Source organism: Yersinia similis, assembly GCF_001053095.1.
Lineage (GTDB): Bacteria > Pseudomonadota > Gammaproteobacteria > Enterobacterales > Enterobacteriaceae > Yersinia > Yersinia similis.
The window spans coordinates 33,585-59,568 of record NZ_CGBP01000007.1 but is presented as its reverse complement, the minus strand read 5'-3'; the positions used below and the strand labels follow the sequence as shown (position 1 = coordinate 59,568).

Genomic DNA, 25,984 nt, shown 5'->3' with positions numbered 1-25,984 from the left:
CTTTGGGTATAGTTCGACTCTATCAATCACAGGACATAAGCGTGACCCTTAATGATGCCATTACTACCACTATTGATTTTGTTCGCGTACATGAAGCGTGGGCCATACCGATTGTTTTTATTCTAGCTTTTGGTGAATCATTGGCTTTTCTCTCCCTGTTATTGCCAGCGACGGTGATTTTGCTTGGGTTAGGCGCACTGATTGGTGAAAGTGGTATTCCTTTCTGGCCAATCTGGGCCGCTGCTGCTGCAGGTGCTTTCTTCGGTGACTGGGCTTCGTATTGGGTCGGAATTCATTACAAGGACCGCGTTGCCACCTTATGGCCACTCTCCCGAAATCCTCAGTTACTTGTTCGGGGCCATGCTTTCTTCGAGCGTTGGGGGTTCTTTGGGGCCTTCATTGGCCGTTTCTTCGGCCCGTTGCGCGCTATCGTTCCTCTCGTCGCCGGCATTTGTGCAATGCCCCAACGCTATTTCCAACTGGCTAATATTACCTCAGCCCTGATTTGGGCTTTTGGCATTCTGGCTCCGGGAGCGTTCGGCATTAAATGGCTTTCCAACTGGATAGGCTAACCTTATTTTTTGAAGTTATTGGTGGTTAGCGGGTGTTCAACGGCTAATAGTTTTAGCCTGTTTCTTATCCTCAGGGGAAACGTTTTTTTGCCTGTTTATTATTTATGCGTACAGCTTCGCAAGATGAGATGTAACGCAAAAACACTCTGGACATCCATACAGTATCCCCTTACCTTGACTGACATTAGAGTAGTAGGGGGATAACCGTGGATATCAGTTTATTTTATGGGCTGGGTGGCTGTTTGGTTGGGGGGCTGATCGGGTGGTTAATTGCCAGTTTGTCCCAGCAGCGAACAAAAGCACAGCAAGATATTGAACGGCGATTACTGGAGCAGGCATTACAGCAGGCACAACAAAGTGTTGCTGCATTGCAGATGACTCAACAACGTAATGAGCAACAGTTACGGCAAAGTGAGTTGGAACAACGTAATTTGCATAGCCAATTAGCGGCAAATAGCGAAAAATTACAGCAGTTTGCTCATTGGCGTAATGAATGTGAACAGCTTAATCAAGAATTGCGGACTCAAAGGGAAATCAACAGTGCCCAAGAAGCCGAGTTACGTGAAGTCACCATCCGCTTAGAAGAAACTCGCTTAGCCACAGAAGAAAAGCAGCGTTTATTACTTAATAGTGAGCAGCGGCTGACCACTCAGTTTGAAAATTTGGCAAACCGTATCTTTGAACAAACGGGGCGTCGGGCAGATGAACAGAATAAGCAAAGCTTAGATCGCCTGCTATTACCTTTACGTGAGCAGCTTGATGGCTTTCGCCGTCAGGTTCAGGATAGCTTTGGGCAAGAAGCTCGGGAGCGTCACACTCTGACTCACGAAATTCGGAGCCTGCAACAATTGAATGCCCAGATGGCGCGAGAGGCATTGAATCTGACCAAGGCTTTGAAAGGGGATAATAAAACGCAGGGTAACTGGGGGGAAGTCGTTCTGGCCAAAGTGCTTGAAGCATCAGGGTTGCGTGAGGGGCATGAATATCAAACACAGGTTAGTGTTAAAATTGACCAAACCAGTCGTATGCAGCCGGATGTTATTGTTCGATTACCCCAAGGCAAAGATGTCATTATTGACGCTAAAATGTCATTGGTTGCCTATGAACGTTATTTTAATAGCGAAGATGAGGCTGAACGTGAGGTTGCGTTGAATGAACATTTATCATCATTGCGTGGTCATATCAGGATGCTGGGGCGTAAAGATTACCAGCAACTCCCCGGTTTACGCTCCCTCGATTATGTGTTGATGTTTATCCCGGTAGAACCTGCATTTTTGGTGGCTATTGACCGCCAGCCTGAGTTGATCAACGAAGCACTACAACACAATATCATGTTGGTCAGCCCTACCACATTACTGGTGGCTTTGCGCACTATCACCAATTTGTGGCGTTACGAGCATCAAAGCCAAAATGCGCAACGTATTGCTGAAAGGGCCGCCAGACTTTATGACAAAGTACGCTTGTTTGTTGATGATATGGCATCTTTGGGGCAAAGCCTCGATAAAGCACAACTAAGCTATCACCAGGCAATGAATAAGCTGTCCCAGGGGCGTGGTAACCTGATTGGGCAAATAGAAAGTTTTCGCACTCTAGGGGTCGAGGTAAAGCGGCCTATTAGCCCATTACTGGCAGAAAAAGCCTGCGCGGAGCATCAACCTGAGGGGGATTTAGCGCTATCCGATGACGCAGAATCGGGGGGATTCCCAGAGTAATTTAATTGGCACCGCAGCTAGGGGATGTGGGGCTTTCATCGGAGTTCTGGTACACTTCTTCGAAAGATTGACTGAAAAGCAGGCATAGAAAATGGTAGATCAGGAGAAGGAAACCACCCATTTTGGTTTTCGCACCGTAGCCAAAGAGCAGAAAGAAGGCATGGTGGCAGAAGTTTTTCATTCCGTAGCAGCTAAATACGATCTAATGAATGACCTGATGTCATTTGGTGTTCATCGTATTTGGAAGCGTTTTACGATTGACTGTAGCGGTGTCCGTCGTGGCCAACGCGTGTTGGATTTAGCAGGCGGTACTGGCGATCTGACAGCTAAGTTCTCCCGTTTAGTGGGTGAACAGGGTGAAGTCGTCCTGGCTGATATTAATGAATCCATGTTGCGGATGGGGCGTGAAAAACTCCGTGATAAGGGTATCGTAGGTAATGTTAGCTATGTGCAGGCCAATGCTGAAGCTTTACCTTTCCCTGATAATTATTTTGACTGCATTACCATTTCATTCGGTTTGAGAAATGTCACCGAAAAAGAAAAAGCATTACGTTCTATGTTTCGGGTACTGAAGCCGGGTGGACGTCTGTTAGTTCTTGAGTTCTCTAAGCCTCTCCTCGAACCGTTAAGCAAAGCCTACGATGCCTACTCCTTCCATATCTTGCCTAAAATTGGTGAGCTTGTGGCTCAGGACGCTGAAAGTTATCGCTATCTGGCAGAATCTATTCGGATGCATCCTGATCAAGAAACACTAAAAGGTATGATGGCCGACGCTGGGTTTGAAAACGTAACCTATTCCAATTTAACCGGTGGCATTGTTGCGTTACATCGGGGTTTTAAGTTCTAACAGGAATATGGCTATGTCACTAAGAACACTAATGCTGAAGCCCTTTTTATTGAAACCAAGGTTACTGACCCCCCTGATAACCGCAGCCTTAGAAACGGTTCTCAATGGTGTGTTGTTTAATGATAAAAGCCTGAAAGCTACACGTTCACGTTTAGTGGGCAAAGTGTTACGTATTGAATTACGTGAAATAAATTTCCCATTGCTGTTCGTGTTTAGCGAGCGCCAAGTCGATGTCTTAAGCCAGTGGGATGATGATGCGGACTGCATAGTCAAAACGGATGTCGCTGTATTGGCAAGATTACGTGACCGCCAGCAACTTTCGCCTTTAATGCGTACGGGTGAACTGGTGGTTGAAGGTGACATTCAAGTAGTCCAGCAACTTGTCGCGCTATTAGATCTTGCTGAGTGGGATCTTGCAGAATGGTTGGCACCTTATGTGGGTGATGTTGCTGCTGAAAGTCTGGGACAAGCTATTCACAAAAGTAGCGGTTTTCTTAGTAGGCAATTACGGCAACAGCAGCATTATTTGGCTGAAGCTATCACCGAGGAGTGGAAAATGGCTCCCAACCCGCTGGAAGTCATGTGGTTTCATGAAGAAGTCGATGTAACCGCTCGTGCAACCGAAGCTTTGAGTTCCAGATTGGCAACTATGGAGACAAAATAATGACGCCAGGAGAACTTCGGCGCCTGTACTTAATCATTCGGGTCTTCTTGAGTTATGGGTTGGATGAATTAATTCCAAATATACGTCTGACGCTACCACTACGGGTTGGGCGTCATCTGTTTTTTTGGTTATCTAACCGACATAAAGATAAGTCATTAGGTGAGCGTTTACGTCTTGCTTTGCAGGAGTTGGGGCCTGTCTGGATCAAATTCGGCCAAATGATGTCCACGCGCCGTGACTTGTTTCCTCCAAATATTGCCGATCAATTAGCTCTGCTACAAGATCGGGTCGCTTCTTTTGATGGTGCGTTAGCGCGTAAACATATTGAGATTGCAATGGGGGGGGCGTTAGAAACATGGTTTGATGATTTTGATTCACAAGCTCTAGCTTCAGCTTCCATTGCTCAAGTGCATACTGCACGCTTAAAAGAGAATGGTAAGGAAGTCGTACTGAAGGTTATTCGCCCTGATATCCTGCCGATTATTAAAGCTGATGTGCGTTTAATGTATCGTTTAGCTGGTTGGGTACCAAAGCTTTTACCTGATGGCCGCAGATTACGCCCGCGTGAGGTTGTTCGTGAATATGAAAAAACGCTGCTTGATGAACTGAACCTTCTGCGTGAAGCGGCTAATGCCATTCAACTACGTCGTAATTTTGAAGACAGTCCAATGCTCTACATTCCCGAGGTGTATTCGGACTATTGTCGTGAAAGTGTATTGGTCATGGAACGGATTTACGGCATCCCGGTATCTGATATTGCTGCTTTAGAAGACCAAGGTACCAATATGAAGTTACTGGCAGAGCGCGGGGTGCAAGTCTTTTTCACCCAGGTTTTCCGTGACAGCTTTTTCCACGCAGATATGCATCCGGGGAATATTTTTGTCAGCTATGAACATCCTCATGATCCGCTTTATATTGGTATTGATTGCGGTATTGTCGGCTCACTGAATAAAGCAGATAAACGTTATCTAGCTGAGAATTTCATTGCTTTCTTTAACCGCGATTACCGCCGGGTTGCTGAGTTACATGTGGACTCTGGCTGGGTACCTCGAGATACCAATGTCGAAGATTTTGAATTCGCCATCCGTACCGTTTGCGAACCTATCTTTGAAAAACCACTGGCAGAAATATCATTTGGGCATGTGCTGCTGAATCTCTTTAACACCGCGCGCCGTTTTAATATGGAAGTACAGCCACAGTTAGTTCTGTTACAGAAAACCTTGTTATATGTTGAAGGGTTAGGGCGTCAGCTTTATCCTCAGCTTGACCTCTGGACTACCGCCAAGCCGTTCCTGGAAAGTTGGCTGCGGGACCAGGTCGGCCTACCTGCCGTAATCCGTGCATTAAAAGAGAAAGCCCCTTTCTGGGCTGAGAAGTTCCCTGAGCTACCAGAACTGGTTTACGACAGCTTACAGCAGCATAAATTATTACAGCAAAGTGTGGAGAAGCTCACTATACAGATACAAGGTCAGCAACAACGTCAGGGGCAGTCACGGTATTTGTTCGGCGTTGGCGCTACACTATTAGTGAGCGGTACTATCTTATTCTTGGCCGATGCAACCGAAATCTCTACAGGGTTCATTGTTGCAGGTGTATTGGCTTGGTTTATCGGTTGGCGACGTACCAGTTAAATTATTTATCGCTGAGAATGTTGGGTTATGGGTTATTACATAACCGTGAGTTATATAAACTTGTTCAATAAGCTATGAGCTAGTTCAAAGTGCGGTAAGTTAGATCAGTATCCACAGAGGCTGTATAACGTATAATACGTTTCTCTGTGGAATAACCCCTATAAATAGAGGTGCATGTAATGGGTAGTATAAGTATTTGGCAGTTATTAATAATTGCTGTGATCGTAGTTCTGCTGTTTGGTACAAACAAATTGCGGACGTTAGGGTCAGATTTGGGCGCATCGATCAAGGGCTTTAAAAAAGCGATTGGCGATGATTCGCAAACTCCACCAACAAACGTTGATAAGACCAGCAATGATGCTGACTTTGCGAAATCGATTACTGAGAAACAACAGCTTGCAGCAAAAGCTGAAGAATCTAAGAGTCACGAAAAAGAACAGGGATAAGCTGTGTTCGATATCGGGTTTAGTGAACTGCTACTGGTTCTTGTTATCGGTCTGGTCGTGCTGGGGCCAGAGCGATTACCCGTAGCTGTAAGAACTGTCTCTGGCTGGATTCGTACATTGCGTTCGCTTGCTGCAACCGTACAAAACGAGTTGGCACAAGAGCTAAAACTACAAGAGTTACAAGACAGCCTGAAAAAGGTAGAGCAGGCTGGCTTACAAAATTTGACGCCTGAATTGAAGGCGTCGATGGATGAACTCAAAGAAGCTGCAGAAGCGCTAAAACGTTCTTATCATGCTGATGCTGGCTCAGAAGCTCCACATACGATCCATAACCCATTGGTGACAGAACCGGAAGCGATTCATGATGGTGTCACGCCAGCGGAGCCAGCAACACAGGTTTCCGCATCGGTGCAGGTCCCTAATATACTTGAAGCGGAGGCGGCGTCAGCGGCTGATTCTGTAATCGAAACTGCACCTGTTACTGCTGTAAAATTGGCGGTTCAGGGAAAGGGCTCGGCTAAGTTGATTCCAGAACAAGAAGTAGGGTTAGCCGATGTTATGGATAAACCCGTAATCAGGAAGCAAATCGACACAATCGATTCCGATGGCACGGATTTATCCAGTGCTGACCAATCTCGTATTCACCAACCTGGCGGCGATCGGTAAACATGGCTGTTGATGATACCCAACCTCTTATCTCTCATCTGATAGAACTGCGTAAGCGGTTACTGAATTGTATAATCACTATTTTGGTGGTTTTTCTGGTATTGGTCTTTTTTGCCAATGACATCTATCATTTGGTGTCAGCGCCGTTGATCAAACAGTTGCCTGCCGGTGCCAGTATGATTGCAACGGATGTAGCATCACCGTTTTTCACTCCTATCAAGCTGACCATGATGGTTTCGGTGTTCGTTTCTGCACCGATGATTCTTTATCAGGTTTGGGCATTTATTGCTCCTGCATTATATAAGCATGAGCGCCGCTTGATGGTACCGTTGTTGATATCCAGTAGCCTTTTATTTTATCTTGGGATGGCATTTGCATACTTTGTCGTCTTCCCATTGGCTTTTGGCTTTTTCGCCAAAACAGCGCCAGAAAGCGTACTGATAGCGACAGATATCACCAAATACCTCGATTTTGTCATGGCGCTCTTTATGGCCTTTGGTATTTCTTTCGAAGTTCCGATTGCGATCATTCTCTTGTGCTGGGCGGGTGTAACAACCCCAGAAGCATTGAAGAAAAAGCGGCCTTATGTGTTTGTCGGCGCCTTTGTTGTAGGGATGCTCCTTACACCTCCAGATGTATTGTCACAAACACTGTTGGCTATTCCGATGTATCTGTTATTTGAGGTTGGTGTATTCTTTGCCCGTTTTTATACCGGTAAACAGCGCCGTGCAGATATTGAAGAAAATGAAGGCACAGATAGTCATCCGAAAGCACCTTAAATTGATGAGTTGATGTTTTAGCCGCCCTTTTGGGCGGCTTCTGTTTTGGAACACTTATGTTTGATATCGGTGTTAATTTAACCAGCATACAGTTTGCAAAAGATTGTCATCAGGTAGTCCGCCGGGCAAAAGAAGCCGGGGTTCTCGGTATCCTGATTACCGGTACTGATGCAGATGAAAGCTTGGCAGCACAGACTCTGGCCGCTGAATACCCTGGCTATTGTTGGTCGACTACAGGTGTTCACCCTCATCATGCGAGCAGCTGGCAAGATAGTGTCGAGCAGAAGATTCGCACTTTGGCAGCTACTGTCCCCGTAGTCGCTATTGGTGAGTGCGGGTTAGACTTTAACCGTAATTTTTCCACCCCAGCGCAACAAGAAATCGCATTTACCGCTCAATTAGCTTTGGCTGCCGAACTTTCGCTGCCGGTATTTTTGCATTGTCGTGATGCTCACGAGCGTTTTATTGATTTGTTGGTTCCTTGGCTAGATAAAATACCGGCGGCTGTTGTGCATTGCTTCACGGGTAACGGTGATGAATTAGATGCCTGTTTAGCATTGGGTTTATCTATAGGTATCACTGGTTGGGTTTGCGATGAGCGTCGTGGCCTTGATCTTAGAGCTTTGTTACCGCGTATTCCTGTTCAGCAGTTATTATTGGAAACTGATGCCCCCTATTTATTGCCAAGGGATTTGAATCCTAAGCCGGCATCACGTCGCAATGAACCCTGTTTTCTGCCCCATATCGTCCAGCAGGTTGCAGCCTGGCGACAAGAAGACCCTAATTGGCTAGGACAGAAAACTGATGAAAACGCCCGCCGGGTTTTCCGGCTGGTTTGAGTTAGGAGAACAATATGAGCTATGCATTTCCGGGCACCTTTCCTGGTCGCCGTATGCGCCGTGTACGCCGTCATGACTTCAGTCGCCGTTTGGTTGCCGAGAATCAATTGACGGTCAATGACCTGATTTATCCGGTGTTTGTCATGGAAGGGACTAACCAGCAGCAAGCCGTTACTTCAATGCCGGGTGTTTCTCGCATGACAATTGATCTGCTACTGAAAGAAGCAGAAACAATTGCTAAGCTCGGTGTGCCGGTTATATCGCTATTCCCGGTTATTGAAGCGGGAAAAAAATCATTATATGCAGAAGAGGCGTATAACCCGGATGGTCTAGTTCAGCGTACTGTGCGTGCGTTGAAAGATGCAGTTCCTGAGCTAGGTATTCTGACTGACGTTGCACTCGATCCCTATACGACCCATGGTCAAGATGGTGTGATTGATTCTGATGGTTACGTGATCAATGATGTCACCAAAGAGATTCTAGTACGTCAGGCACTATCGCATGCTGAAGCTGGCGCTGAGATTATTGCACCAAGCGATATGATGGATGGCCGTATAGGCGCAATTCGTGATCAATTAGAGCTCCAAGGGTTAGTAAACACCCAGATAATGGCTTATTCAGCTAAGTATGCGTCTTGCTACTATGGTCCATTCCGCGATGCCATAGGCTCGAGCGGCAATCTAAAAGGGGGGAATAAAAAAACTTATCAGATGGATCCCGCCAACAGTGATGAAGCACTGCAAGAAATAGCCCAAGATTTACAAGAAGGTGCTGATATGGTGATGGTAAAACCAGGAATGCCATATCTGGATGTTGTACGCCGGGTGAAAGATACTTTTGGTGTTCCAACCTTTGCCTATCAGGTGTCTGGTGAATATGCCATGCATATGGCAGCGATTCAAAATGGCTGGCTTCAAGAGAAACCGACGGTGATGGAATCGTTGTTATGCTTTAAGCGGGCAGGTGCGGATGGCGTATTAACTTATTTCGCAAAGCAAGTTGCGCAATGGCTACATGATGACCAGATGCAGCGCTAAGGGATTATAGCTTAAGAGTCACAGCATTCAGATAGGCACTGGCTGCGCCTATCTGAATGAATTCTATAATGATGAGGTAATACCCATCTAGATTATTGTAAGTTAGCGTGTTATTGCTTTTCGAACTGACGATTGTCCAGGCTATGCTTAATTTGGCTATTGAGCATATTCAGTAACAACATCGAGCGGGCTTCACCATCAGGTTCGGTATAAATAGCCTGTAATCCGGCAAAAACGCCATCAATAATTGTTACAGTATCACCGGGTACCGGTACTTCCGGGGCAATTATCTTATCCACAGCATGGGCTTGCATATCTGCAATGACGGTTGCTGGGATCACTGCGGGCTGTGTACCAAAACGAACAAAATGGCTAACCCCCCGGGTGGCGCTGACGGTTGTGGTATGGATATTTTCCGGGTCAAACTCAGCGAATAAATAATTGGGGAATAGAGCCTCTATTGCCTCAATACGTTTCCCTCGAACTATCTTTTCGATAGTCACTATTGGTGTCCAACAGTTTACAGTCTGCCGTTCCAAATGCTCTTTGGCGCGTAAAATCTGACCGCGTTTACAATATAATAAATACCAAGATTTCATAGTTTCACATACCTTTGGGTACTATTTAGCAGCATAACAAAAGCAGTGAGCGAGATATAGTGAGGATAAATGGATCACTTCCAATATACAGATTATTTTGAGCGGTACGGATTGTACCTACGCTGATGAGAATTAGCGATAAATAATAACATGACGTTATTTTAAGGTGAGTTTGTATTCATTTTTAACAAAAAGACAGCAACCACTATAAAGACAGCCTATAATGGCGCATCCCATAGCCGCCGAAATGATCAGCATGAAATACCGTGACTTACGTGACTTCCTCTCATTACTGGAACAGAGGGGTGAACTTAAACGTATTAGCCAGCCCATTGATCCTTATTTGGAAATGACAGAAATTGCCGATCGCACGTTACGTGCTGGTGGGCCTGCGTTACTTTTTGAGAACCCTAAAGGTTACAGCATGCCCGTGCTGTGTAATCTGTTTGGCACCGCTAAGCGAGTCGCCATGGGGATGGGGCAAGAAGATGTCAGCGCCCTGCGAGATGTTGGTAAGTTATTGGCCTTCCTGAAAGAACCCGATCCTCCAAAAGGTTTCCGTGACTTACTTGATAAGCTGCCAAAATTTAAGCAGGTATTGAATATGCCAACGAAACGCTTGAACTCGGCCCCGTGTCAGGAGCAAGTTTGGCAAGGTGATGATGTTGATTTAAGCCGCATCCCTGTGATGCACTGCTGGCCAGAAGATGCCGCACCGCTAGTATCTTGGGGATTGACTATTACACGTGGTCCCCATAAAGAGCGACAGAACCTAGGCATCTATCGCCAGCAGGTACTGGGTAAAAACAAATTAATTATGCGTTGGCTATCCCATCGTGGTGGTGCGCTGGATTATCAGGAATGGTGTGAGGCACACCCTGGTGAACGTTTTCCGGTCGCTGTCGCCTTGGGAGCAGACCCTGCTACGATCTTAGCCGCAGTGACCCCAGTACCAGACACGCTGTCTGAATATGCCTTCGCTGGCTTGTTACGCGGGCATAAAACGGAAGTGGTGAAGTGTCTTTCCAATGACCTTGAAGTTCCTGCAAGTGCAGAAATTGTATTGGAAGGATATATCGAGCAGGGGGATATGGCTCCGGAAGGTCCTTATGGCGATCATACGGGCTATTACAATGAAATAGATAATTTCCCCGTGTTTACCGTCACGCATATTACACAGCGCCAAGACGCAATTTATCATTCAACTTATACGGGCCGGCCACCGGATGAACCTGCGGTGATGGGGGTGGCACTGAACGAAGTCTTTGTGCCTATTTTACAAAAGCAATTCCCGGAAATTGTTGATTTCTACTTGCCACCAGAAGGGTGCTCATACCGGTTGGCGGTGGTAACCATCAAGAAACAATATGCAGGCCATGCCAAACGCGTGATGATGGGAGTATGGTCGTTTTTACGCCAGTTTATGTATACCAAGTTTGTTATTGTTTGTGATGACGATATTAATGCTCGTGATTGGAATGATGTAATTTGGGCGATCACCACCCGGATGGACCCATCCCGCGATACTGTGTTAATTGAAAACACACCGATAGATTATTTGGATTTCGCCTCACCGGTTTCCGGCTTGGGATCGAAAATGGGGCTGGATGCCACCAACAAATGGCCAGCAGAGACTCCGCGTGAATGGGGGCGTCCAATTAAGATGGACGAAGAGGTCCGTGCCCGTATTGATGCTATTTGGGATGAGCTGGCTATTTTCAGTGACAAAGACGCGAAACGCTAACCAGCGTCGGCTTTGTACTTGGTTTTGCATTTGATGACCCGACAGAGGGACGGCATGACAACTTTAAGCTGTAAAGTAACCTCCGTAGAGGCCATTACCGATACGGTGTACCGGGTGCAATTGGTGCCTGAATCTTCTTTTTCTTTCCGCGCCGGGCAGTATTTGATGGTGGTGATGGATGAGCGTGATAAGCGTCCGTTTTCGATGGCTTCCACACCGTTGCAGCAAGACTTTATCGAGTTACATATCGGTGCTTCAGAGCTGAATTTGTACGCAATGGCGGTGATGGACCGCATCCTAAAAGAGAAAACACTGGATGTTGATATTCCTCATGGAGATGCCTGGTTCCGTGAAGGGAGTAAGCGTCCGTTGGTTCTGATTGCTGGCGGTACTGGCTTCTCTTATGCGCGCTCAATCTTGTTAGCCGCGTTAGCGGAACAACCTGATCGCGAAGTCTCTATCTATTGGGGAGGTCGTGAAGCGGTACACCTGTATGACTTAGGTGAGTTGGAGGCACTATCGATTAAGTATCCGCAGTTGAAAGTCATTCCCGTAGTAGAACAACCGGAAGAAGGCTGGCGTGGGCGCACAGGGACTGTACTGAGTGCTGTACTGCAAGATTACGGTTCTTTAGCTGAGCAGGACATTTACATCGCGGGGCGTTTTGAAATGGCTAAAATTGCCCGTGAGCGTTTTTGTGTGGAGCGTGGCGCGCAGGAAGAACATATCTTTGGTGATGCTTTTGCCTTTATCTAAAAGAGATAAAAATAAAAGAGAGATAAAAAACCCGCCCATGACAGGCGGGGAAATGGCAACTAAACATGATATACCTCGGTGAGCAGGGCCTGCGTTCAGGCCCCTAATTCTTGAGGTCGGGTGGTTATATGTATTTGGCTACTATAAGCGCTCAAATACGGTCGCAATACCTTGTCCTAGGCCGATACACATGGTTGCCAGCCCAAATTGCACGTCACGGCGCTCCATCAGATTTAACAATGTGGTAGAGATCCGTGCCCCTGAACAGCCTAGCGGGTGACCTAATGCAATGGCTCCACCGTTCAGGTTTACTTTATCGTCCATGCTTTCTAACAGGCCTAAACCTTTCAGACAAGCCAGTGACTGAGCAGCAAACGCCTCGTTTAACTCAAATAAACCAATATCTGCCAATTCAAGGCCAGCACGTTTTAATGCCAATTGACTAGCAGGTACCGGGCCGTAGCCCATGATTGAGGGGTCACAACCTACGACAGCCATCGAACGGATACGTGCTCGTGGAGTTAAACCTAATGATTTCGCTCTGGACTCGCTCATAATCAGCATCGCAGAAGCCCCATCGGACAATGCTGATGACGACCCGGCCGTGACTGTGCCATTTACCGGATCAAATGCAGGGCGCAGGGCTGCCAGACCGGACAGACTCGTTTCAGGACGAATAACTTCATCGAAATCAAAGCGTTTTAATACACCTTCTGCATCATGCCCATTGGTAGCAACAATTTCTTTTGCGAAATGGCCTGCCTGAGTAGCAGCATAAGCACGTTGATGAGAACGGAGTGCAAACTCATCTTGTGACTGGCGGCTGATATTGTGAATTTTAGCCAACATCTCAGCAGTCAAGCCCATCATTCCTGCCGCTTTGGCAACAGTGCGACCCATTCCTGGATGGAAATCCACGCCGTGGTTCATTGGCACATGGCCCATATGTTCCACGCCACCAATCAAACTGATTTTTGCATCGCCCACCATAATGGCTCGTGCACCATCATGCAGAGCTTGCATTGATGAGCCACATAGGCGATTAACGGTCACAGCGGGTACGCTGTGAGGAATTTCGGCTAATAAAGAAGCGTTACGGGCAATATTGAAACCCTGCTCCAATGTTTGTTGCACACAACCCCAATAAATATCGTCGATTTCAGCAGCATTCAACCCAGGATTACGGCTGATAACGGCACGCATTAAATGGGCAGAGAGGTCTTCAGCCCGTACATGACGAAAAGCTCCCCCTTTGGAGCGGCCCATCGGTGTACGTACGGCATCAATAATGACTACGTTTTCCATATTTTCAGACCTCACGCTGGTTGATTGGTAGAAACATCAAGCAGCGCTGCTGCCACAGGATAATAGCTTTCGTTATGTTCAGCTTTAGCTCGTAGGCCCGCAGGAACGTGATATAACGCCCCAAGGTGGGCATAGCGTTGAGCCATTTCGACATAATTTGCGCTACCGAGCGTATCAAGGTAACGGAAGACTCCTCCGTGGAATGGAGGGAAACCAAGACCATAAACCAATGCCATGTCGCCTTCGGCTGCGCTGGCAATAATACCTTCTTCTAGGCAACGCACGACTTCATTGATCATTGGGATCATGGTGCGGGCGATAATGTCTTTATCGCTGAATTTTTGCAGCGGTTGGCTGATTTCCTCCAGTAATTTATCCACTTGTTCGTCATCTTCTTTACGTGGCTTACCCTTTGCATCTTGCGTATAGCGATAGAATCCTAGGCCATTTTTTTGCCCAAATCGTTGGTTATCAAACATCACATCAACCGCATCACGGTAATCCTTGTTCATTCGCTCAGGGAAACCGGCCGCCATCACTGCTTGTGCATGATGGGCAGTATCAATCCCAACGACATCCAATAGATAAGCGGGGCCCATCGGCCAGCCAAACTGTTTTTCCATCACTTTATCAATTTGGTGGAAATCTCCGCCGTCTCTAACCAGCATGCCAAAACCTGCCAGATACGGGAATAAGACGCGGTTGACGAAGAAACCAGGGCAATCATTGACAACAATGGGGGTTTTCCCCATTTGTGTAGCGTAAGCAACTACTGTTGCAAGGGTTTTATCCGAGGTTTTTGCTCCACGAATAATTTCAACCAGTGGCATCCGATGTACCGGATTGAAGAAGTGCATACCACAGAAGTTTTCAGGACGTTTGAGTGATTTAGCCAAATGATCAATAGGAATCGTTGAGGTATTGGAAGCTAAAACGGTATCTTCACCGATTAATGTTTCTACTTCTGCAAGCACGGCGGCTTTAACCTTCGGGTTCTCTACCACAGCTTCGACGATCACTTGGGCTCGTTCAATACCCGCATAATCTAAGGTTGGCCTAATAGTCGCCAGAATACTTGCCATTTTAAGGCCATCCACCTTGCCGCGTTCCAGCTGTTTGTTCAGTAATTTCGCGGCCTCATTCATTCCAAGATCCAGCGATTTGTCATTAATGTCTTTCATAATGACTGGCACACCTTTCAGCGCTGACTGATAGGCAATCCCACCGCCCATAATTCCAGCCCCTAGAACCGCGGCCAGTTTTGGTGCAGTGACGCCTTTGGACAGTTTTTTGGCCTGCGCTTTTACATACTGGTCGTTAAGAAAAATCCCCACCAAAGCGCGAGCTTCATTGGAACCCGCTAAAGGGACAAAACTGTTGGTTTCTAAGTTCAGTGCTTCGGTACGACAAAGTTTTGCGGCGGCTTCAATAGTTTTTACTGCGGTCAATGGTGCGGGATAGTGTTTCCCAGCGACTTGCATGACCATACTTTTAGCAATGGTAAAACACATAGCCGCTTCGGTAGGATTGAGTTTTAATGGTTCCAGTTTTGGGCGGCGTGCCGCCTGCCAATCGAGCTTACCGTCAATAGCTTGTTTCAGCATAGTTAAGGCCGAATCGACCAGTTTCTCAGGGGCGACAACTGCATCAACCAGCCCGATCTTTAGTGCGTCGTTGGCAGTAACATCTTTACCTGTGGCAATAATTTCAAGTGCACTATCAGCGCCTAGCAGGCGTGGCAAACGCACCGAACCACCGAAGCCCGGCATGATGCCCAACTTGGTTTCCGGGAGGCCGATACGTGCTTCTGGGGAGGCGATGCGAAAATCAGTCGCCAGAATACATTCGCATCCACCACCTAGCGCGTATCCATTAATTGCAGAAATGGTTGGCACAGGTAAATCTTCCAGTCGATTGAAAATGGTGTTGGCGAACACCAGCCACTGGTGCAATTTTTCTGGTGGGGCATTAAACAGGGATAGAAACTCAGTAATATCGGCGCCAACAATCAAGGCTGTCTTAGCTGAACGTAGTAGCAACCCTTTGAGTTCACTTTGTTTTTCTAACACATTCAAGGCTTCACCCAAGGTGGCTACGGTTTTAGTATCCAGTTTATTAACTGAACCTGGAGCATCAAATACCAACTCGGCAATACCGTTTTCCAACCAGTGGAGCTGTAATGTTTCGCTTTGGTAGAGCATATCTATCTCCTGAATAAGCGCGGTGATCTGGTATGACCAGATATTCAGGAAGTGTGGTTATTTTGTTAATAAAATGCAAATGAGAGATTGTTTTTTTGCAGTGAAGATCACAATCAATAAGGTAGACTAATTGATCTTTATCATATTTATTCGAGATGTTTCGAGAGACTAAATAATCGATCTATTTGTGCGAGCAGAGCTTGGCTGCAACACCCATTATTTGGGGTATAGTGGTTATCAATTTGTAGAATAAACGTCATCGAAACATGGTTTCGGTGACTATGATAAGATAAAAAAATTAAGTTTTAATAGCTAAGGGTACTGTGATGGAAACGCTGGCTTCTTTATATAACGAACATTTATCTACTCTACAACAGCGCACCCGCGATGTGCTGGAGCGTCATCAATTAGACGCATTGCTGATTCACTCTGGTGAATTACAGCGACTTTTTCTTGATGACCGTGACTATCCCTTTAAGGTGAATCCACAGTTTAAAGCTTGGGTCCCCGTAACTGAAGTGCCCAATTGCTGGTTATGGGTTGATGGAGTTAATACACCGAAATTATGGTTCTACTCACCGGTAGACTATTGGCATAGTGTCGAACCGCTACCTGATAGCTTCTGGACAAAAAATATTGATGTTCAGCCATTGCTGAATGCTGATGATATTGCGCAACAATTACCTGTTCAGCGTGAACGTGTTGCTTATATTGGTTATGCCCAGCAGCGTGCACAAGCTTTAGGCTTCAGTGCTGAGAACATTAACCCGCAGCCGGTCTTGGATTATCTTCATTATTATCGCTCTTATAAAACGGATTACGAATTGGCGTGCATGCGTGAAGCACAAAAAACTGCAGTCGTAGGGCATCGTGCTGCATATGAAGCATTCCAGTCGGGTATGAGTGAGTTTGATATTAACCTAGCTTACCTGATGGCTACTGGTCATCGTGATACTGATGTTCCTTACGATAATATTGTCGCGCTGAATGAACACTCCGCAGTACTTCATTACACGATTTTACAGCATCAACCTCCGGCAGAAATGCGTAGTTTCCTGATTGATGCAGGTGCTGAATATAATGGCTATGCTGCCGATTTGACCCGGACTTACGCAGCAGACCGTGATAGTGATTTTGCTGCTTTAATTAACGACCTTAATACTGAGCAATTGGCGCTGATCGATACGATTAAAAGTGGTGAACGCTATACCGATTATCACGTTCAGATGCATCAACGCATTGCTAAGCTTTTGCGTATACATAATTTAGTCACGGGTATCAGCGAAGAGGCGATGGTCGAACAGGGGATTACCTGCCCATTCCTACCACATGGCCTGGGTCATCCGCTTGGGTTGCAAGTACATGATACTGCTGGTTTTATGCAGGACGATAAAGGTACGCACCTGAACGCACCATCTAAGTATCCCTATCTACGTTGTACACGTATTCTGCAACCGCGCATGGTGTTGACTATTGAGCCGGGCCTGTACTTTATTGATTCTTTGTTGGCTCCTTGGCGCACCAGTGAGTTCAGCAAACATTTCAATTGGGGTCGCATTGATGCGCTGAAGCCTTATGGTGGTATTCGTATAGAGGACAATATTGTTATTCATGATAAACGGGTCGAAAATATGACGCGTGATCTGAAACTGGCCTGATGCAGCCTTACCTGATACTTGCTATGCCGGTTACTATCAGTGAAGAGATCAAGAAAAGTCGTTTCATTACCTTGCTGGCTCATACCTGTGGGGTTAATGAGGCCAAAGATTTCATTCAGCAGGTTAGGCAGCAACATCCAACGGCCCGGCATCATTGCTGGGCTTTTGTTGCCGGTCCCCCGACTGATTCCCAGCAGTTAGGTTTTTCCGATGATGGAGAACCCTCTGGTACCGCCGGTAAACCCATACTGGCACAGCTGATGGGGAGTGATATTGGCGAAATCACGGCTGTTGTTGTGCGTTATTACGGCGGTATTAAACTTGGCACCGGTGGGTTAGTAAAAGCTTATGGTAGTGGTGTACAACAGGCACTAAAACAGGTGGCGGTAAAATATAAAGTTCCCCAGGTGGAATATACTTTACAGTGTGACTATGCGCAGCTTGCTATGGTAGAAATGCTATTACAGCAGGTTGAAGGCCAGATTTTACGGGGTGAATACACGGAACTTGTAACACTTCATCTCTCTCTGCCAGCAACTCAAGCCTGCCAAGTTGGGGAGAAATTGCGTGATCTCAGTCGTGGTACATTGCAATTAACACCTATTTCGTAATAATCCCCATCCAAGTGAATTGCTAAGGAACGTGCCGGAATGCATTTTCGTGCCATAACCCGTATTGTTGGTCTGCTGGTCATCCTATTCTCCGGAACAATGTTTATTCCCGGGCTGGTGGCTTTGATCTATCGTGATGGTGCTGGCCGTGCCTTCAGTGAAACTTTTTTTGTTGCTGTGTCTATCGGGCTTTTGCTTTGGCTACCGAACCGAAAACAGAAGCATGAGTTAAAGCCTCGCGAGGGTTTTCTCATCGTCGTATTATTTTGGACGGTGTTGGGTAGTGTCGGGGCATTACCTTTTTTATTCTCAGAACGACCTAATCTTTCATTAACTGATGCATTCTTTGAATCATTCTCAGGGTTAACTACCACAGGGGCAACTACATTAGTGGGGTTGGACTCACTTCCCAAAGCAATTCTATTCTATAGACAAATGCTGCAATGGCTTGGCGGAATGGGGATCATTGTACTCGCTGTGGCTATTTTACCAATTTTGGGCGTGGGGGGGATGCAGCTCTATCGCGCAGAAATGCCCGGTCCGCTGAAAGATAATAAAATGCGGCCCCGTATTGCGGAAACAGCTAAAACGCTTTGGCTTATCTATGTACTACTGACTATCGCTTGTGCGCTTGCCCTTTGGGGGGCGGGGATGTCGGTGTTTGATGCTATCTCTCATAGTTTTTCGACGATAGCTATCGGTGGCTTTTCAACCCATGATGCCAGCATTGGGTACTTTAACAGCCCAACGATCAACACAATTATTGGCATATTCTTGCTGATTTCTGGCTGTAATTTTGGTTTACACTTTGCGGTACTCAGTGGCAGAAGCGTGAAAGTCTATTGGCGCGACCCCGAATTCCGTATGTTTATTTTTGTACAATTGACACTGGTTATCGTTTGTACCTTAGTGCTCTGGCAACATAGTGTATATAAGTCGGGAATAGAAACCTTAAATCAGGCGTTCTTCCAAGTGGTTTCAATGGCTACCACGGCAGGCTTCACGACCGACAGTATTGCGAAGTGGCCGCTCTTCTTGCCCTTACTCTTATTGTGTTCTGCTTTTATTGGTGGTTGTGCGGGGTCTACCGGGGGCGGTCTAAAAGTTATTCGTATCCTCTTGCTCTACTTACAAGGTTCACGCGAGTTAAAACGGTTGGTCCACCCTAATGCGGTTTACACCATTAAACTGGGGCGGCGTGCATTACCCGAGCGGATCCTTGAAGCAGTTTGGGGCTTTTTCTCTGCTTATGCGCTGGTATTCATTATCAGTATGTTAGCGATCGTTGCGACTGGGGTTGATGAATTTTCTGCCTTCGCGGCTGTCACTGCGACGTTGAATAACCTCGGGCCCGGTTTGGGGGTAGTGGCTGATAACTTTACATCTATGAATCCCGCAGCCAAATGGATATTGGTGATTACGATGTTATTTGGCCGGCTGGAAGTCTTCACCTTGCTAGTCCTTTTCACCCCAACATTTTGGCGCGAGTAGTTCTGCATAAGGAACATTACTATGAAAATACTAATACTTTACTCCAGCCGAGACGGCCAAACGAAAACTATAGCTTCTTATATAGCTAAGCAATTAACAGAGGAGGCCACTTGTGAAATACAAGACCTATCTCAAGCTGGTCAAATCGAACTGAGCCAGTATCAGCAAGTTATCATCGGGGCTTCTGTACGTTATGGGCATTTCAGCTCGGTGTTGAATAAGTTCGTCAATAAACACGTCGCGCAATTGAACCAGATGCCAAGTGCATTCTTTGCTGTGAACTTAACGGCACGTAAGCCAGAAAAACGTTCGCCACAAACCAATACATATGTACGTAAGTTTTTATTGAGCACTCCCTGGCAGCCAACGTTGTGCTCGGTATTCGCCGGTGCCCTGCGTTATCCACGCTACAGTTGGATAGATCGGATAATGATTCAACTTATTATGCGCATGACTGGGGGAGAAACCGATACCAGTAAAGAGGTTGAGTATACGGATTGGCAGCAGGTAAGCCGTTTTGCTCAGGATTTTTTGGCACTGCAGTATAAAAAGTAGCTATCATGCTGGTTATCACAGCAAATTGTTGAAAAAAAACACGGTTGAAAAGTTTTTTGAAATTAGGGGTTGCAGGCTGTCAGGAACTCCCTATAATGCGCCTCCACTGACCGGGAACAACGAAACATACTTCGCCGGGTCAGGAAGAGAAAAGCAAACTTGAACTTCGAAAGAAAGAAAAGAAAACCTTGACTCTTCAGCGGGAAAGCGTATTATCTGCCTCCCGCGTTACCGTAAGATTCGCCGAAAGGCAAACGGGTAACGAACGCTCTTTAACAATTTATCAGACAATCTGTGTGGGCACTCGCAAGACGATATCGACGCCTGTTTCGGCAGGCAGAAATAATATCAAGTCTTGAAGAGTGACCAAAGCAGTAAACATTTTGACTTCGGTCAGAATGACTATTTGCAGAAAGTAATCTTTGAGCATCGCTGCTTTTACGCAAGTAAAAGTCAGCAAATCAAACAAATCTTAAATTGAAGAGTTTGATCATGGCTCAGATTGAACGCTGGCGGCAGGCCTAACACATGCAAGTCGAGCGGCAGCGGGAAGTAGTTTACTACTTTGCCGGCGAGCGGCGGACGGGTGAGTAATGTCTGGGGATCTGCCTGATGGAGGGGGATAACTACTGGAAACGGTAGCTAATACCGCATGACCTCGCAAGAGCAAAGTGGGGGACCTTAGGGCCTCACGCCATCGGATGAACCCAGATGGGATTAGCTAGTAGGTGGGGTAATGGCTCACCTAGGCGACGATCCCTAGCTGGTCTGAGAGGATGACCAGCCACACTGGAACTGAGACACGGTCCAGACTCCTACGGGAGGCAGCAGTGGGGAATATTGCACAATGGGCGCAAGCCTGATGCAGCCATGCCGCGTGTGTGAAGAAGGCCTTCGGGTTGTAAAGCACTTTCAGCGAGGAGGAAGGGGTTGAGTTTAATACGCTTAATCATTGACGTTACTCGCAGAAGAAGCACCGGCTAACTCCGTGCCAGCAGCCGCGGTAATACGGAGGGTGCAAGCGTTAATCGGAATTACTGGGCGTAAAGCGCACGCAGGCGGTTTGTTAAGTCAGATGTGAAATCCCCGCGCTTAACGTGGGAACTGCATTTGAAACTGGCAAGCTAGAGTCTTGTAGAGGGGGGTAGAATTCCAGGTGTAGCGGTGAAATGCGTAGAGATCTGGAGGAATACCGGTGGCGAAGGCGGCCCCCTGGACAAAGACTGACGCTCAGGTGCGAAAGCGTGGGGAGCAAACAGGATTAGATACCCTGGTAGTCCACGCTGTAAACGATGTCGACTTGGAGGTTGTGCCCTTGAGGCGTGGCTTCCGGAGCTAACGCGTTAAGTCGACCGCCTGGGGAGTACGGCCGCAAGGTTAAAACTCAAATGAATTGACGGGGGCCCGCACAAGCGGTGGAGCATGTGGTTTAATTCGATGCAACGCGAAGAACCTTACCTACTCTTGACATCCACAGGATTTGGCAGAGATGCCTTAGTGCCTTCGGGAACTGTGAGACAGGTGCTGCATGGCTGTCGTCAGCTCGTGTTGTGAAATGTTGGGTTAAGTCCCGCAACGAGCGCAACCCTTATCCTTTGTTGCCAGCACGTAATGGTGGGAACTCAAGGGAGACTGCCGGTGACAAACCGGAGGAAGGTGGGGATGACGTCAAGTCATCATGGCCCTTACGAGTAGGGCTACACACGTGCTACAATGGCAGATACAAAGTGAAGCGAACTCGCGAGAGCCAGCGGACCACATAAAGTCTGTCGTAGTCCGGATTGGAGTCTGCAACTCGACTCCATGAAGTCGGAATCGCTAGTAATCGTAGATCAGAATGCTACGGTGAATACGTTCCCGGGCCTTGTACACACCGCCCGTCACACCATGGGAGTGGGTTGCAAAAGAAGTAGGTAGCTTAACCTTCGGGAGGGCGCTTACCACTTTGTGATTCATGACTGGGGTGAAGTCGTAACAAGGTAACCGTAGGGGAACCTGCGGTTGGATCACCTCCTTACCTAACGATACGCATTGCGCAGTGCCCACACAGATTGTCTGATGAATGTAAACGAGCAAGAGCACCTGTTGATGTTATGAGTTTCGACTCATGCTGACGCGAAACGGTTAAATTTCGGTTTGATCGGCATTTTCGTGTCCCCATCGTCTAGAGGCCTAGGACACTGCCCTTTCACGGCTGTAACAGGGGTTCGAATCCCCTTGGGGACGCCAATCCGATAATGAGTGAAAGACATTATCACCGGTTCTTTATGAACTGAAAATAACGTAAAGATGACTTTACCAAGTCATGTTTACGATATTGCTCTTTAACAATCTGGAACAAGCTGAAAATTGAAACATTACAGCTGAAATTTACCCCTCCGTAGAGATATTGGGGTAAAGAGTAACCTGTAATAGAGTCTCTCAAATAATCGCAACACAAGATGTACTGTCAGCAATGACAAGACACCTTTGGGTTGTGAGGTTAAGCGACTAAGCGTACACGGTGGATGCCTAGGCAGTCAGAGGCGATGAAGGGCGTGCTAATCTGCGAAAAGCGTCGGTAAGCTGATATGAAGCGTTACAACCGACGATACCCGAATGGGGAAACCCAGTGCAATACGTTGCACTATCGTTAGATGAATACATAGTCTAACGAGGCGAACCGGGGGAACTGAAACATCTAAGTACCCCGAGGAAAAGAAATCAACCGAGATTCCCCCAGTAGCGGCGAGCGAACGGGGGGGAGCCCAGAGTCTGAATCAGTTTGTGTGTTAGTGGAAGCGTCTGGAAAGTCGCACGGTACAGGGTGATAGTCCCGTACACCAAAATGCACAGGCTGTGAACTCGATGAGTAGGGCGGGACACGTGACATCCTGTCTGAATATGGGGGGACCATCCTCCAAGGCTAAATACTCCTGACTGACCGATAGTGAACCAGTACCGTGAGGGAAAGGCGAAAAGAACCCCGGCGAGGGGAGTGAAATAGAACCTGAAACCGTGTACGTACAAGCAGTGGGAGCACCTTCGTGGTGTGACTGCGTACCTTTTGTATAATGGGTCAGCGACTTATATTTTGTAGCAAGGTTAACCGAATAGGGGAGCCGTAGGGAAACCGAGTCTTAACTGGGCGTCTAGTTGCAAGGTATAGACCCGAAACCCGGTGATCTAGCCATGGGCAGGTTGAAGGTTGGGTAACACTAACTGGAGGACCGAACCGACTAATGTTGAAAAATTAGCGGATGACTTGTGGCTGGGGGTGAAAGGCCAATCAAACCGGGAGATAGCTGGTTCTCCCCGAAAGCTATTTAGGTAGCGCCTCGTGAACTCATCTTCGGGGGTAGAGCACTGTTTCGGCTAGGGGGCCATCCCGGCTTACCAAACCGATGCAAACTCCGAATACCGAAGAATGTTATCACGGGAGACACACGGCGGGTGCTAACGTCCGTCGTGAAGAGGGAAACAACCCAGACCGCCAGCTAAGGTCCCAAAGTCATGGTTAAGTGGGAAACGATGTGGGAAGGCACAGACAGCCAGGATGTTGGCTTAGAAGCAGCCATCATTTAAAGAAAGCGTAATAGCTCACTGGTCGAGTCGGCCTGCGCGGAAGATGTAACGGGGCTAAACCATGCACCGAAGCTGCGGCAGCGACACTTAGGTGTTGTTGGGTAGGGGAGCGTTCTGTAAGCCGTTGAAGGTGACCTGTGAGGGTTGCTGGAGGTATCAGAAGTGCGAATGCTGACATAAGTAACGATAATGCGGGTGAAAAACCCGCACGCCGGAAGACCAAGGGTTCCTGTCCAACGTTAATCGGGGCAGGGTGAGTCGACCCCTAAGGCGAGGCTGAAAAGCGTAGTCGATGGGAAACAGGTTAATATTCCTGTACTTGGTGTTACTGCGAAGGGGGGACGGAGAAGGCTAGGCTGGCCGGGCGACGGTTGTCCCGGTTTAAGCGTGTAGGGGGAGTGACCAGGTAAATCCGGTTGCTTATCAACCCTGAGGCGTGATGACGATGCACTACGGTGCAGAAGCAGTTGATGCCATGCTTCCAGGAAAAGCCTCTAAGCATCAGGTAACATTAAATCGTACCCCAAACCGACACAGGTGGTCAGGTAGAGAATACTCAGGCGCTTGAGAGAACTCGGGTGAAGGAACTAGGCAAAATGGTGCCGTAACTTCGGGAGAAGGCACGCTGGCGTTAGGTGAAAGGACTTGCTCCTGGAGCTGAAGCCAGTCGCAGATACCAGCTGGCTGCAACTGTTTAATAAAAACACAGCACTGTGCAAACACGAAAGTGGACGTATACGGTGTGACGCCTGCCCGGTGCTGGAAGGTTAATTGATGGGGTCAGCCGCAAGGCGAAGCTCTTGATCGAAGCCCCAGTAAACGGCGGCCGTAACTATAACGGTCCTAAGGTAGCGAAATTCCTTGTCGGGTAAGTTCCGACCTGCACGAATGGCGTAATGATGGCCAGGCTGTCTCCACCCGAGACTCAGTGAAATTGAACTCGCTGTGAAGATGCAGTGTACCCGCGGCAAGACGGAAAGACCCCGTGAACCTTTACTATAGCTTGACACTGAACATTGAGCTTTGATGTGTAGGATAGGTGGGAGGCCTTGAAGTGTGGACGCCAGTCTGCATGGAGCCAACCTTGAAATACCACCCTTTAATGTTTGATGTTCTAACTCGGCCCCATAATCTGGGGTGAGGACAGTGTCTGGTGGGTAGTTTGACTGGGGCGGTCTCCTCCCAAAGAGTAACGGAGGAGCACGAAGGTTAGCTAATCACGGTCGGACATCGTGAGGTTAGTGCAAAGGCATAAGCTAGCTTGACTGCGAGAGTGACGGCTCGAGCAGGTACGAAAGTAGGTCTTAGTGATCCGGTGGTTCTGAATGGAAGGGCCATCGCTCAACGGATAAAAGGTACTCCGGGGATAACAGGCTGATACCGCCCAAGAGTTCATATCGACGGCGGTGTTTGGCACCTCGATGTCGGCTCATCACATCCTGGGGCTGAAGTAGGTCCCAAGGGTATGGCTGTTCGCCATTTAAAGTGGTACGCGAGCTGGGTTTAGAACGTCGTGAGACAGTTCGGTCCCTATCTGCCGTGGGCGTTGGAAGATTGAGAGGGGCTGCTCCTAGTACGAGAGGACCGGAGTGGACGAATCACTGGTGTTCGGGTTGTCATGCCAATGGCATTGCCCGGTAGCTAAATTCGGAAGAGATAACCGCTGAAAGCATCTAAGCGGGAAACTTGCCTCGAGATGAGTCTTCCCTGGGGCTTAAAGCCCCCTGAAGGAACGTTAAAGACTATGACGTTGATAGGCTGGGTGTGTAAGTGCAGCGATGTATTGAGCTAACCAGTACTAATGATCCGTGAGGCTTAACCTTACAACACCAAAGGTGTTTTGAATTGAGAGAGATTTTCAGCGATGTTCCGAGATTGTGTTGACTGGCGTGACAAGAGTTACTTGTACGCGGGTTGACTGAACCAGAATTTGCCTGGCGGCCATAGCGCGGTGGTCCCACCTGATCCCATGCCGAACTCAGAAGTGAAACGCCGTAGCGCCGATGGTAGTGTGGGGTCTCCCCATGCGAGAGTAGGACACTGCCAGGCATCAAATAAAGCCAAGACCCCATGCCAAAAGCGTGGGGTTTTTGCTGTGTGCGAAACAGCGAAACCAGAGAAATTGCGTTTTGGGTGGTAGATGAATTCCGGGTTTATGAGCGATAGGCTGACAAGGTCTATTGGCGTGAAATATGGCACCTACAGGAAAAATCTGCCCGATATCAAGTCCTTCTAGAGTTCTAGGGCCAATTTTCTTTGTATTGGTCCCCACCCTCACCGTGACGATCAGATTAAAGCGGCTTTACT

18 protein-coding genes, 1 tRNA gene, 3 rRNA genes and 1 pseudogene are annotated in these 25,984 nt (G+C 47.5%); 20 read left to right on the top strand and 3 right to left on the bottom strand.

The window, feature by feature from the left end:
* Nucleotides 1-41 precede the first annotated feature (41 nt).
* From AC971_RS07390 to hemB, 10 genes and pseudogenes are all read left to right on the top strand, one after another.
* Nucleotides 42-572, top strand: a complete 531-nt coding sequence (locus tag AC971_RS07390; RefSeq protein WP_025382212.1) for a DedA family protein — start codon at nt 42-44, stop codon at nt 570-572.
* A gap of 206 nt (nt 573-778) precedes the next feature.
* Entirely contained in the window at nt 779-2,284 is a 1,506-nt protein-coding gene (gene rmuC, locus AC971_RS07385; RefSeq protein WP_025382213.1) for a DNA recombination protein RmuC, read from the top strand.
* Between the two features lie 91 nt (nt 2,285-2,375).
* A complete protein-coding gene (gene ubiE, locus AC971_RS07380) occupies nt 2,376-3,131 on the top strand; it encodes a bifunctional demethylmenaquinone methyltransferase/2-methoxy-6-polyprenyl-1,4-benzoquinol methylase UbiE (protein WP_025382214.1) in 756 nt (251 codons plus the stop codon).
* A gap of 13 nt (nt 3,132-3,144) precedes the next feature.
* Nucleotides 3,145-3,795 (top strand): ubiquinone biosynthesis protein UbiJ, encoded by a 651-nt coding sequence (ubiJ, locus tag AC971_RS07375; protein ID WP_025382215.1) that lies wholly within the window; start codon nt 3,145-3,147, stop codon nt 3,793-3,795.
* Complete coding sequence (gene ubiB / locus AC971_RS07370) at nt 3,795-5,426, top strand: ubiquinone biosynthesis regulatory protein kinase UbiB (protein WP_025382216.1); 1,632 nt, start codon at nt 3,795-3,797, stop codon at nt 5,424-5,426. The genes ubiJ and ubiB overlap by 1 nt, the downstream gene beginning before the upstream one ends.
* A 179-nt stretch (nt 5,427-5,605) precedes the next feature.
* Entirely contained in the window at nt 5,606-5,872 is a 267-nt protein-coding gene (tatA, locus tag AC971_RS07365; protein ID WP_025382217.1) for a Sec-independent protein translocase subunit TatA, read from the top strand.
* 3 nt (nt 5,873-5,875) lie between these two features.
* Nucleotides 5,876-6,296, top strand: a pseudogene (gene tatB, locus AC971_RS25735) (Sec-independent protein translocase protein TatB); the annotation flags it as partial.
* A gap of 244 nt (nt 6,297-6,540) precedes the next feature.
* On the top strand, nt 6,541-7,317 hold the full coding sequence (gene tatC, locus AC971_RS07355) for a Sec-independent protein translocase subunit TatC (RefSeq protein WP_025382219.1): 777 nt from the start codon (nt 6,541-6,543) through the stop codon (nt 7,315-7,317).
* Nucleotides 7,318-7,373: 56 nt separating this feature from the next.
* A complete protein-coding gene (gene tatD, locus AC971_RS07350) occupies nt 7,374-8,156 on the top strand; it encodes a 3'-5' ssDNA/RNA exonuclease TatD (protein WP_025382220.1) in 783 nt (260 codons plus the stop codon).
* Nucleotides 8,157-8,170: 14 nt separating this feature from the next.
* Nucleotides 8,171-9,193 (top strand): porphobilinogen synthase, encoded by a 1,023-nt coding sequence (hemB, locus tag AC971_RS07345; protein WP_025382221.1) that lies wholly within the window; start codon nt 8,171-8,173, stop codon nt 9,191-9,193.
* A gap of 110 nt (nt 9,194-9,303) precedes the next feature.
* Here hemB and rfaH read toward each other — a convergent pair whose 3' ends face one another.
* Nucleotides 9,304-9,792, bottom strand: a complete 489-nt coding sequence (gene rfaH, locus AC971_RS07340; protein ID WP_025382222.1) for a transcription/translation regulatory transformer protein RfaH — start codon at nt 9,790-9,792, stop codon at nt 9,304-9,306.
* Nucleotides 9,793-10,039: 247 nt separating this feature from the next.
* On the opposite strand from rfaH, the gene ubiD reads away from it, so the two are divergent.
* Nucleotides 10,040-11,536, top strand: a complete 1,497-nt coding sequence (gene ubiD, locus AC971_RS07335; RefSeq protein ID WP_038402499.1) for a 4-hydroxy-3-polyprenylbenzoate decarboxylase — start codon at nt 10,040-10,042, stop codon at nt 11,534-11,536.
* 54 nt (nt 11,537-11,590) lie between these two features.
* Nucleotides 11,591-12,292, top strand: coding sequence for an NAD(P)H-flavin reductase (gene fre, locus AC971_RS07330; RefSeq protein WP_025382224.1), 702 nt, complete (start codon nt 11,591-11,593; stop codon nt 12,290-12,292).
* Between the two features lie 141 nt (nt 12,293-12,433).
* Here fre and fadA read toward each other — a convergent pair whose 3' ends face one another.
* Together fadA and fadB are read right to left on the bottom strand one after the other, a co-directional pair.
* The gene (gene fadA / locus AC971_RS07325) at nt 12,434-13,597 is read right to left on the bottom strand and encodes an acetyl-CoA C-acyltransferase FadA (RefSeq protein ID WP_025382225.1); all 1,164 of its coding nucleotides are present in this window, start codon (nt 13,595-13,597) and stop codon (nt 12,434-12,436) included.
* A gap of 11 nt (nt 13,598-13,608) precedes the next feature.
* On the bottom strand, nt 13,609-15,798 hold the full coding sequence (fadB, locus tag AC971_RS07320; protein WP_025382226.1) for a fatty acid oxidation complex subunit alpha FadB: 2,190 nt from the start codon (nt 15,796-15,798) through the stop codon (nt 13,609-13,611).
* 326 nt (nt 15,799-16,124) lie between these two features.
* Between fadB and pepQ the strand changes: the two genes are divergently transcribed.
* From pepQ to rrf, 8 genes are all read left to right on the top strand, one after another.
* Nucleotides 16,125-17,456, top strand: coding sequence for a Xaa-Pro dipeptidase (pepQ, locus tag AC971_RS07315; protein WP_025382227.1), 1,332 nt, complete (start codon nt 16,125-16,127; stop codon nt 17,454-17,456).
* A complete protein-coding gene (locus AC971_RS07310; protein WP_025382228.1) occupies nt 17,456-18,067 on the top strand; it encodes an IMPACT family protein in 612 nt (203 codons plus the stop codon). Before pepQ ends, AC971_RS07310 begins: the two co-directional genes overlap by 1 nt.
* A gap of 39 nt (nt 18,068-18,106) precedes the next feature.
* A complete protein-coding gene (gene trkH / locus AC971_RS07305) occupies nt 18,107-19,558 on the top strand; it encodes a Trk system potassium transporter TrkH (RefSeq protein ID WP_025382229.1) in 1,452 nt (483 codons plus the stop codon).
* A 21-nt stretch (nt 19,559-19,579) separates the two neighbouring features.
* The gene (gene hemG, locus AC971_RS07300; RefSeq protein ID WP_025382230.1) at nt 19,580-20,113 is read left to right on the top strand and encodes a menaquinone-dependent protoporphyrinogen IX dehydrogenase; all 534 of its coding nucleotides are present in this window, start codon (nt 19,580-19,582) and stop codon (nt 20,111-20,113) included.
* A 474-nt stretch (nt 20,114-20,587) separates the two neighbouring features.
* Nucleotides 20,588-22,130, top strand: a 16S ribosomal RNA gene (locus AC971_RS07295).
* 136 nt (nt 22,131-22,266) lie between these two features.
* A tRNA-Glu gene (locus tag AC971_RS07290) sits at nt 22,267-22,342 on the top strand.
* 251 nt (nt 22,343-22,593) lie between these two features.
* Nucleotides 22,594-25,500, top strand: a 23S ribosomal RNA gene (locus tag AC971_RS07285).
* A 110-nt stretch (nt 25,501-25,610) separates the two neighbouring features.
* Nucleotides 25,611-25,726 (top strand): 5S ribosomal RNA (gene rrf / locus AC971_RS07280).
* Together the 16S, 23S and 5S rRNA genes with 1 tRNA gene alongside form the textbook arrangement of a ribosomal RNA operon.
* Nucleotides 25,727-25,984 lie beyond the last annotated feature (258 nt).

Excerpts from the sequence above, each read along its gene's own strand:
- ubiE (WP_025382214.1), top strand. The coding sequence starts at position 2,376 with ATGGTAGATCAGGAGAAGGAAACCACCCATTTTGGTTTTCGCACCGTA.
- ubiJ (WP_025382215.1), top strand. The coding sequence starts at position 3,145 with ATGTCACTAAGAACACTAATGCTGAAGCCCTTTTTATTGAAACCAAGG.
- ubiB (WP_025382216.1), top strand. The coding sequence starts at position 3,795 with ATGACGCCAGGAGAACTTCGGCGCCTGTACTTAATCATTCGGGTCTTC.
- tatA (WP_025382217.1), top strand. The coding sequence starts at position 5,606 with ATGGGTAGTATAAGTATTTGGCAGTTATTAATAATTGCTGTGATCGTA.
- tatC (WP_025382219.1), top strand. The coding sequence starts at position 6,541 with ATGGCTGTTGATGATACCCAACCTCTTATCTCTCATCTGATAGAACTG.
- tatD (WP_025382220.1), top strand. The coding sequence starts at position 7,374 with ATGTTTGATATCGGTGTTAATTTAACCAGCATACAGTTTGCAAAAGAT.
- hemB (WP_025382221.1), top strand. The coding sequence starts at position 8,171 with ATGAGCTATGCATTTCCGGGCACCTTTCCTGGTCGCCGTATGCGCCGT.
- rfaH (WP_025382222.1), bottom strand. The coding sequence starts at position 9,792 with ATGAAATCTTGGTATTTATTATATTGTAAACGCGGTCAGATTTTACGC.
- ubiD (WP_038402499.1), top strand. The coding sequence starts at position 10,040 with ATGATCAGCATGAAATACCGTGACTTACGTGACTTCCTCTCATTACTG.
- fre (WP_025382224.1), top strand. The coding sequence starts at position 11,591 with ATGACAACTTTAAGCTGTAAAGTAACCTCCGTAGAGGCCATTACCGAT.
- fadA (WP_025382225.1), bottom strand. The coding sequence starts at position 13,597 with ATGGAAAACGTAGTCATTATTGATGCCGTACGTACACCGATGGGCCGC.
- fadB (WP_025382226.1), bottom strand. The coding sequence starts at position 15,798 with ATGCTCTACCAAAGCGAAACATTACAGCTCCACTGGTTGGAAAACGGT.
- pepQ (WP_025382227.1), top strand. The coding sequence starts at position 16,125 with ATGGAAACGCTGGCTTCTTTATATAACGAACATTTATCTACTCTACAA.
- AC971_RS07310 (WP_025382228.1), top strand. The coding sequence starts at position 17,456 with ATGCAGCCTTACCTGATACTTGCTATGCCGGTTACTATCAGTGAAGAG.
- trkH (WP_025382229.1), top strand. The coding sequence starts at position 18,107 with ATGCATTTTCGTGCCATAACCCGTATTGTTGGTCTGCTGGTCATCCTA.
- hemG (WP_025382230.1), top strand. The coding sequence starts at position 19,580 with ATGAAAATACTAATACTTTACTCCAGCCGAGACGGCCAAACGAAAACT.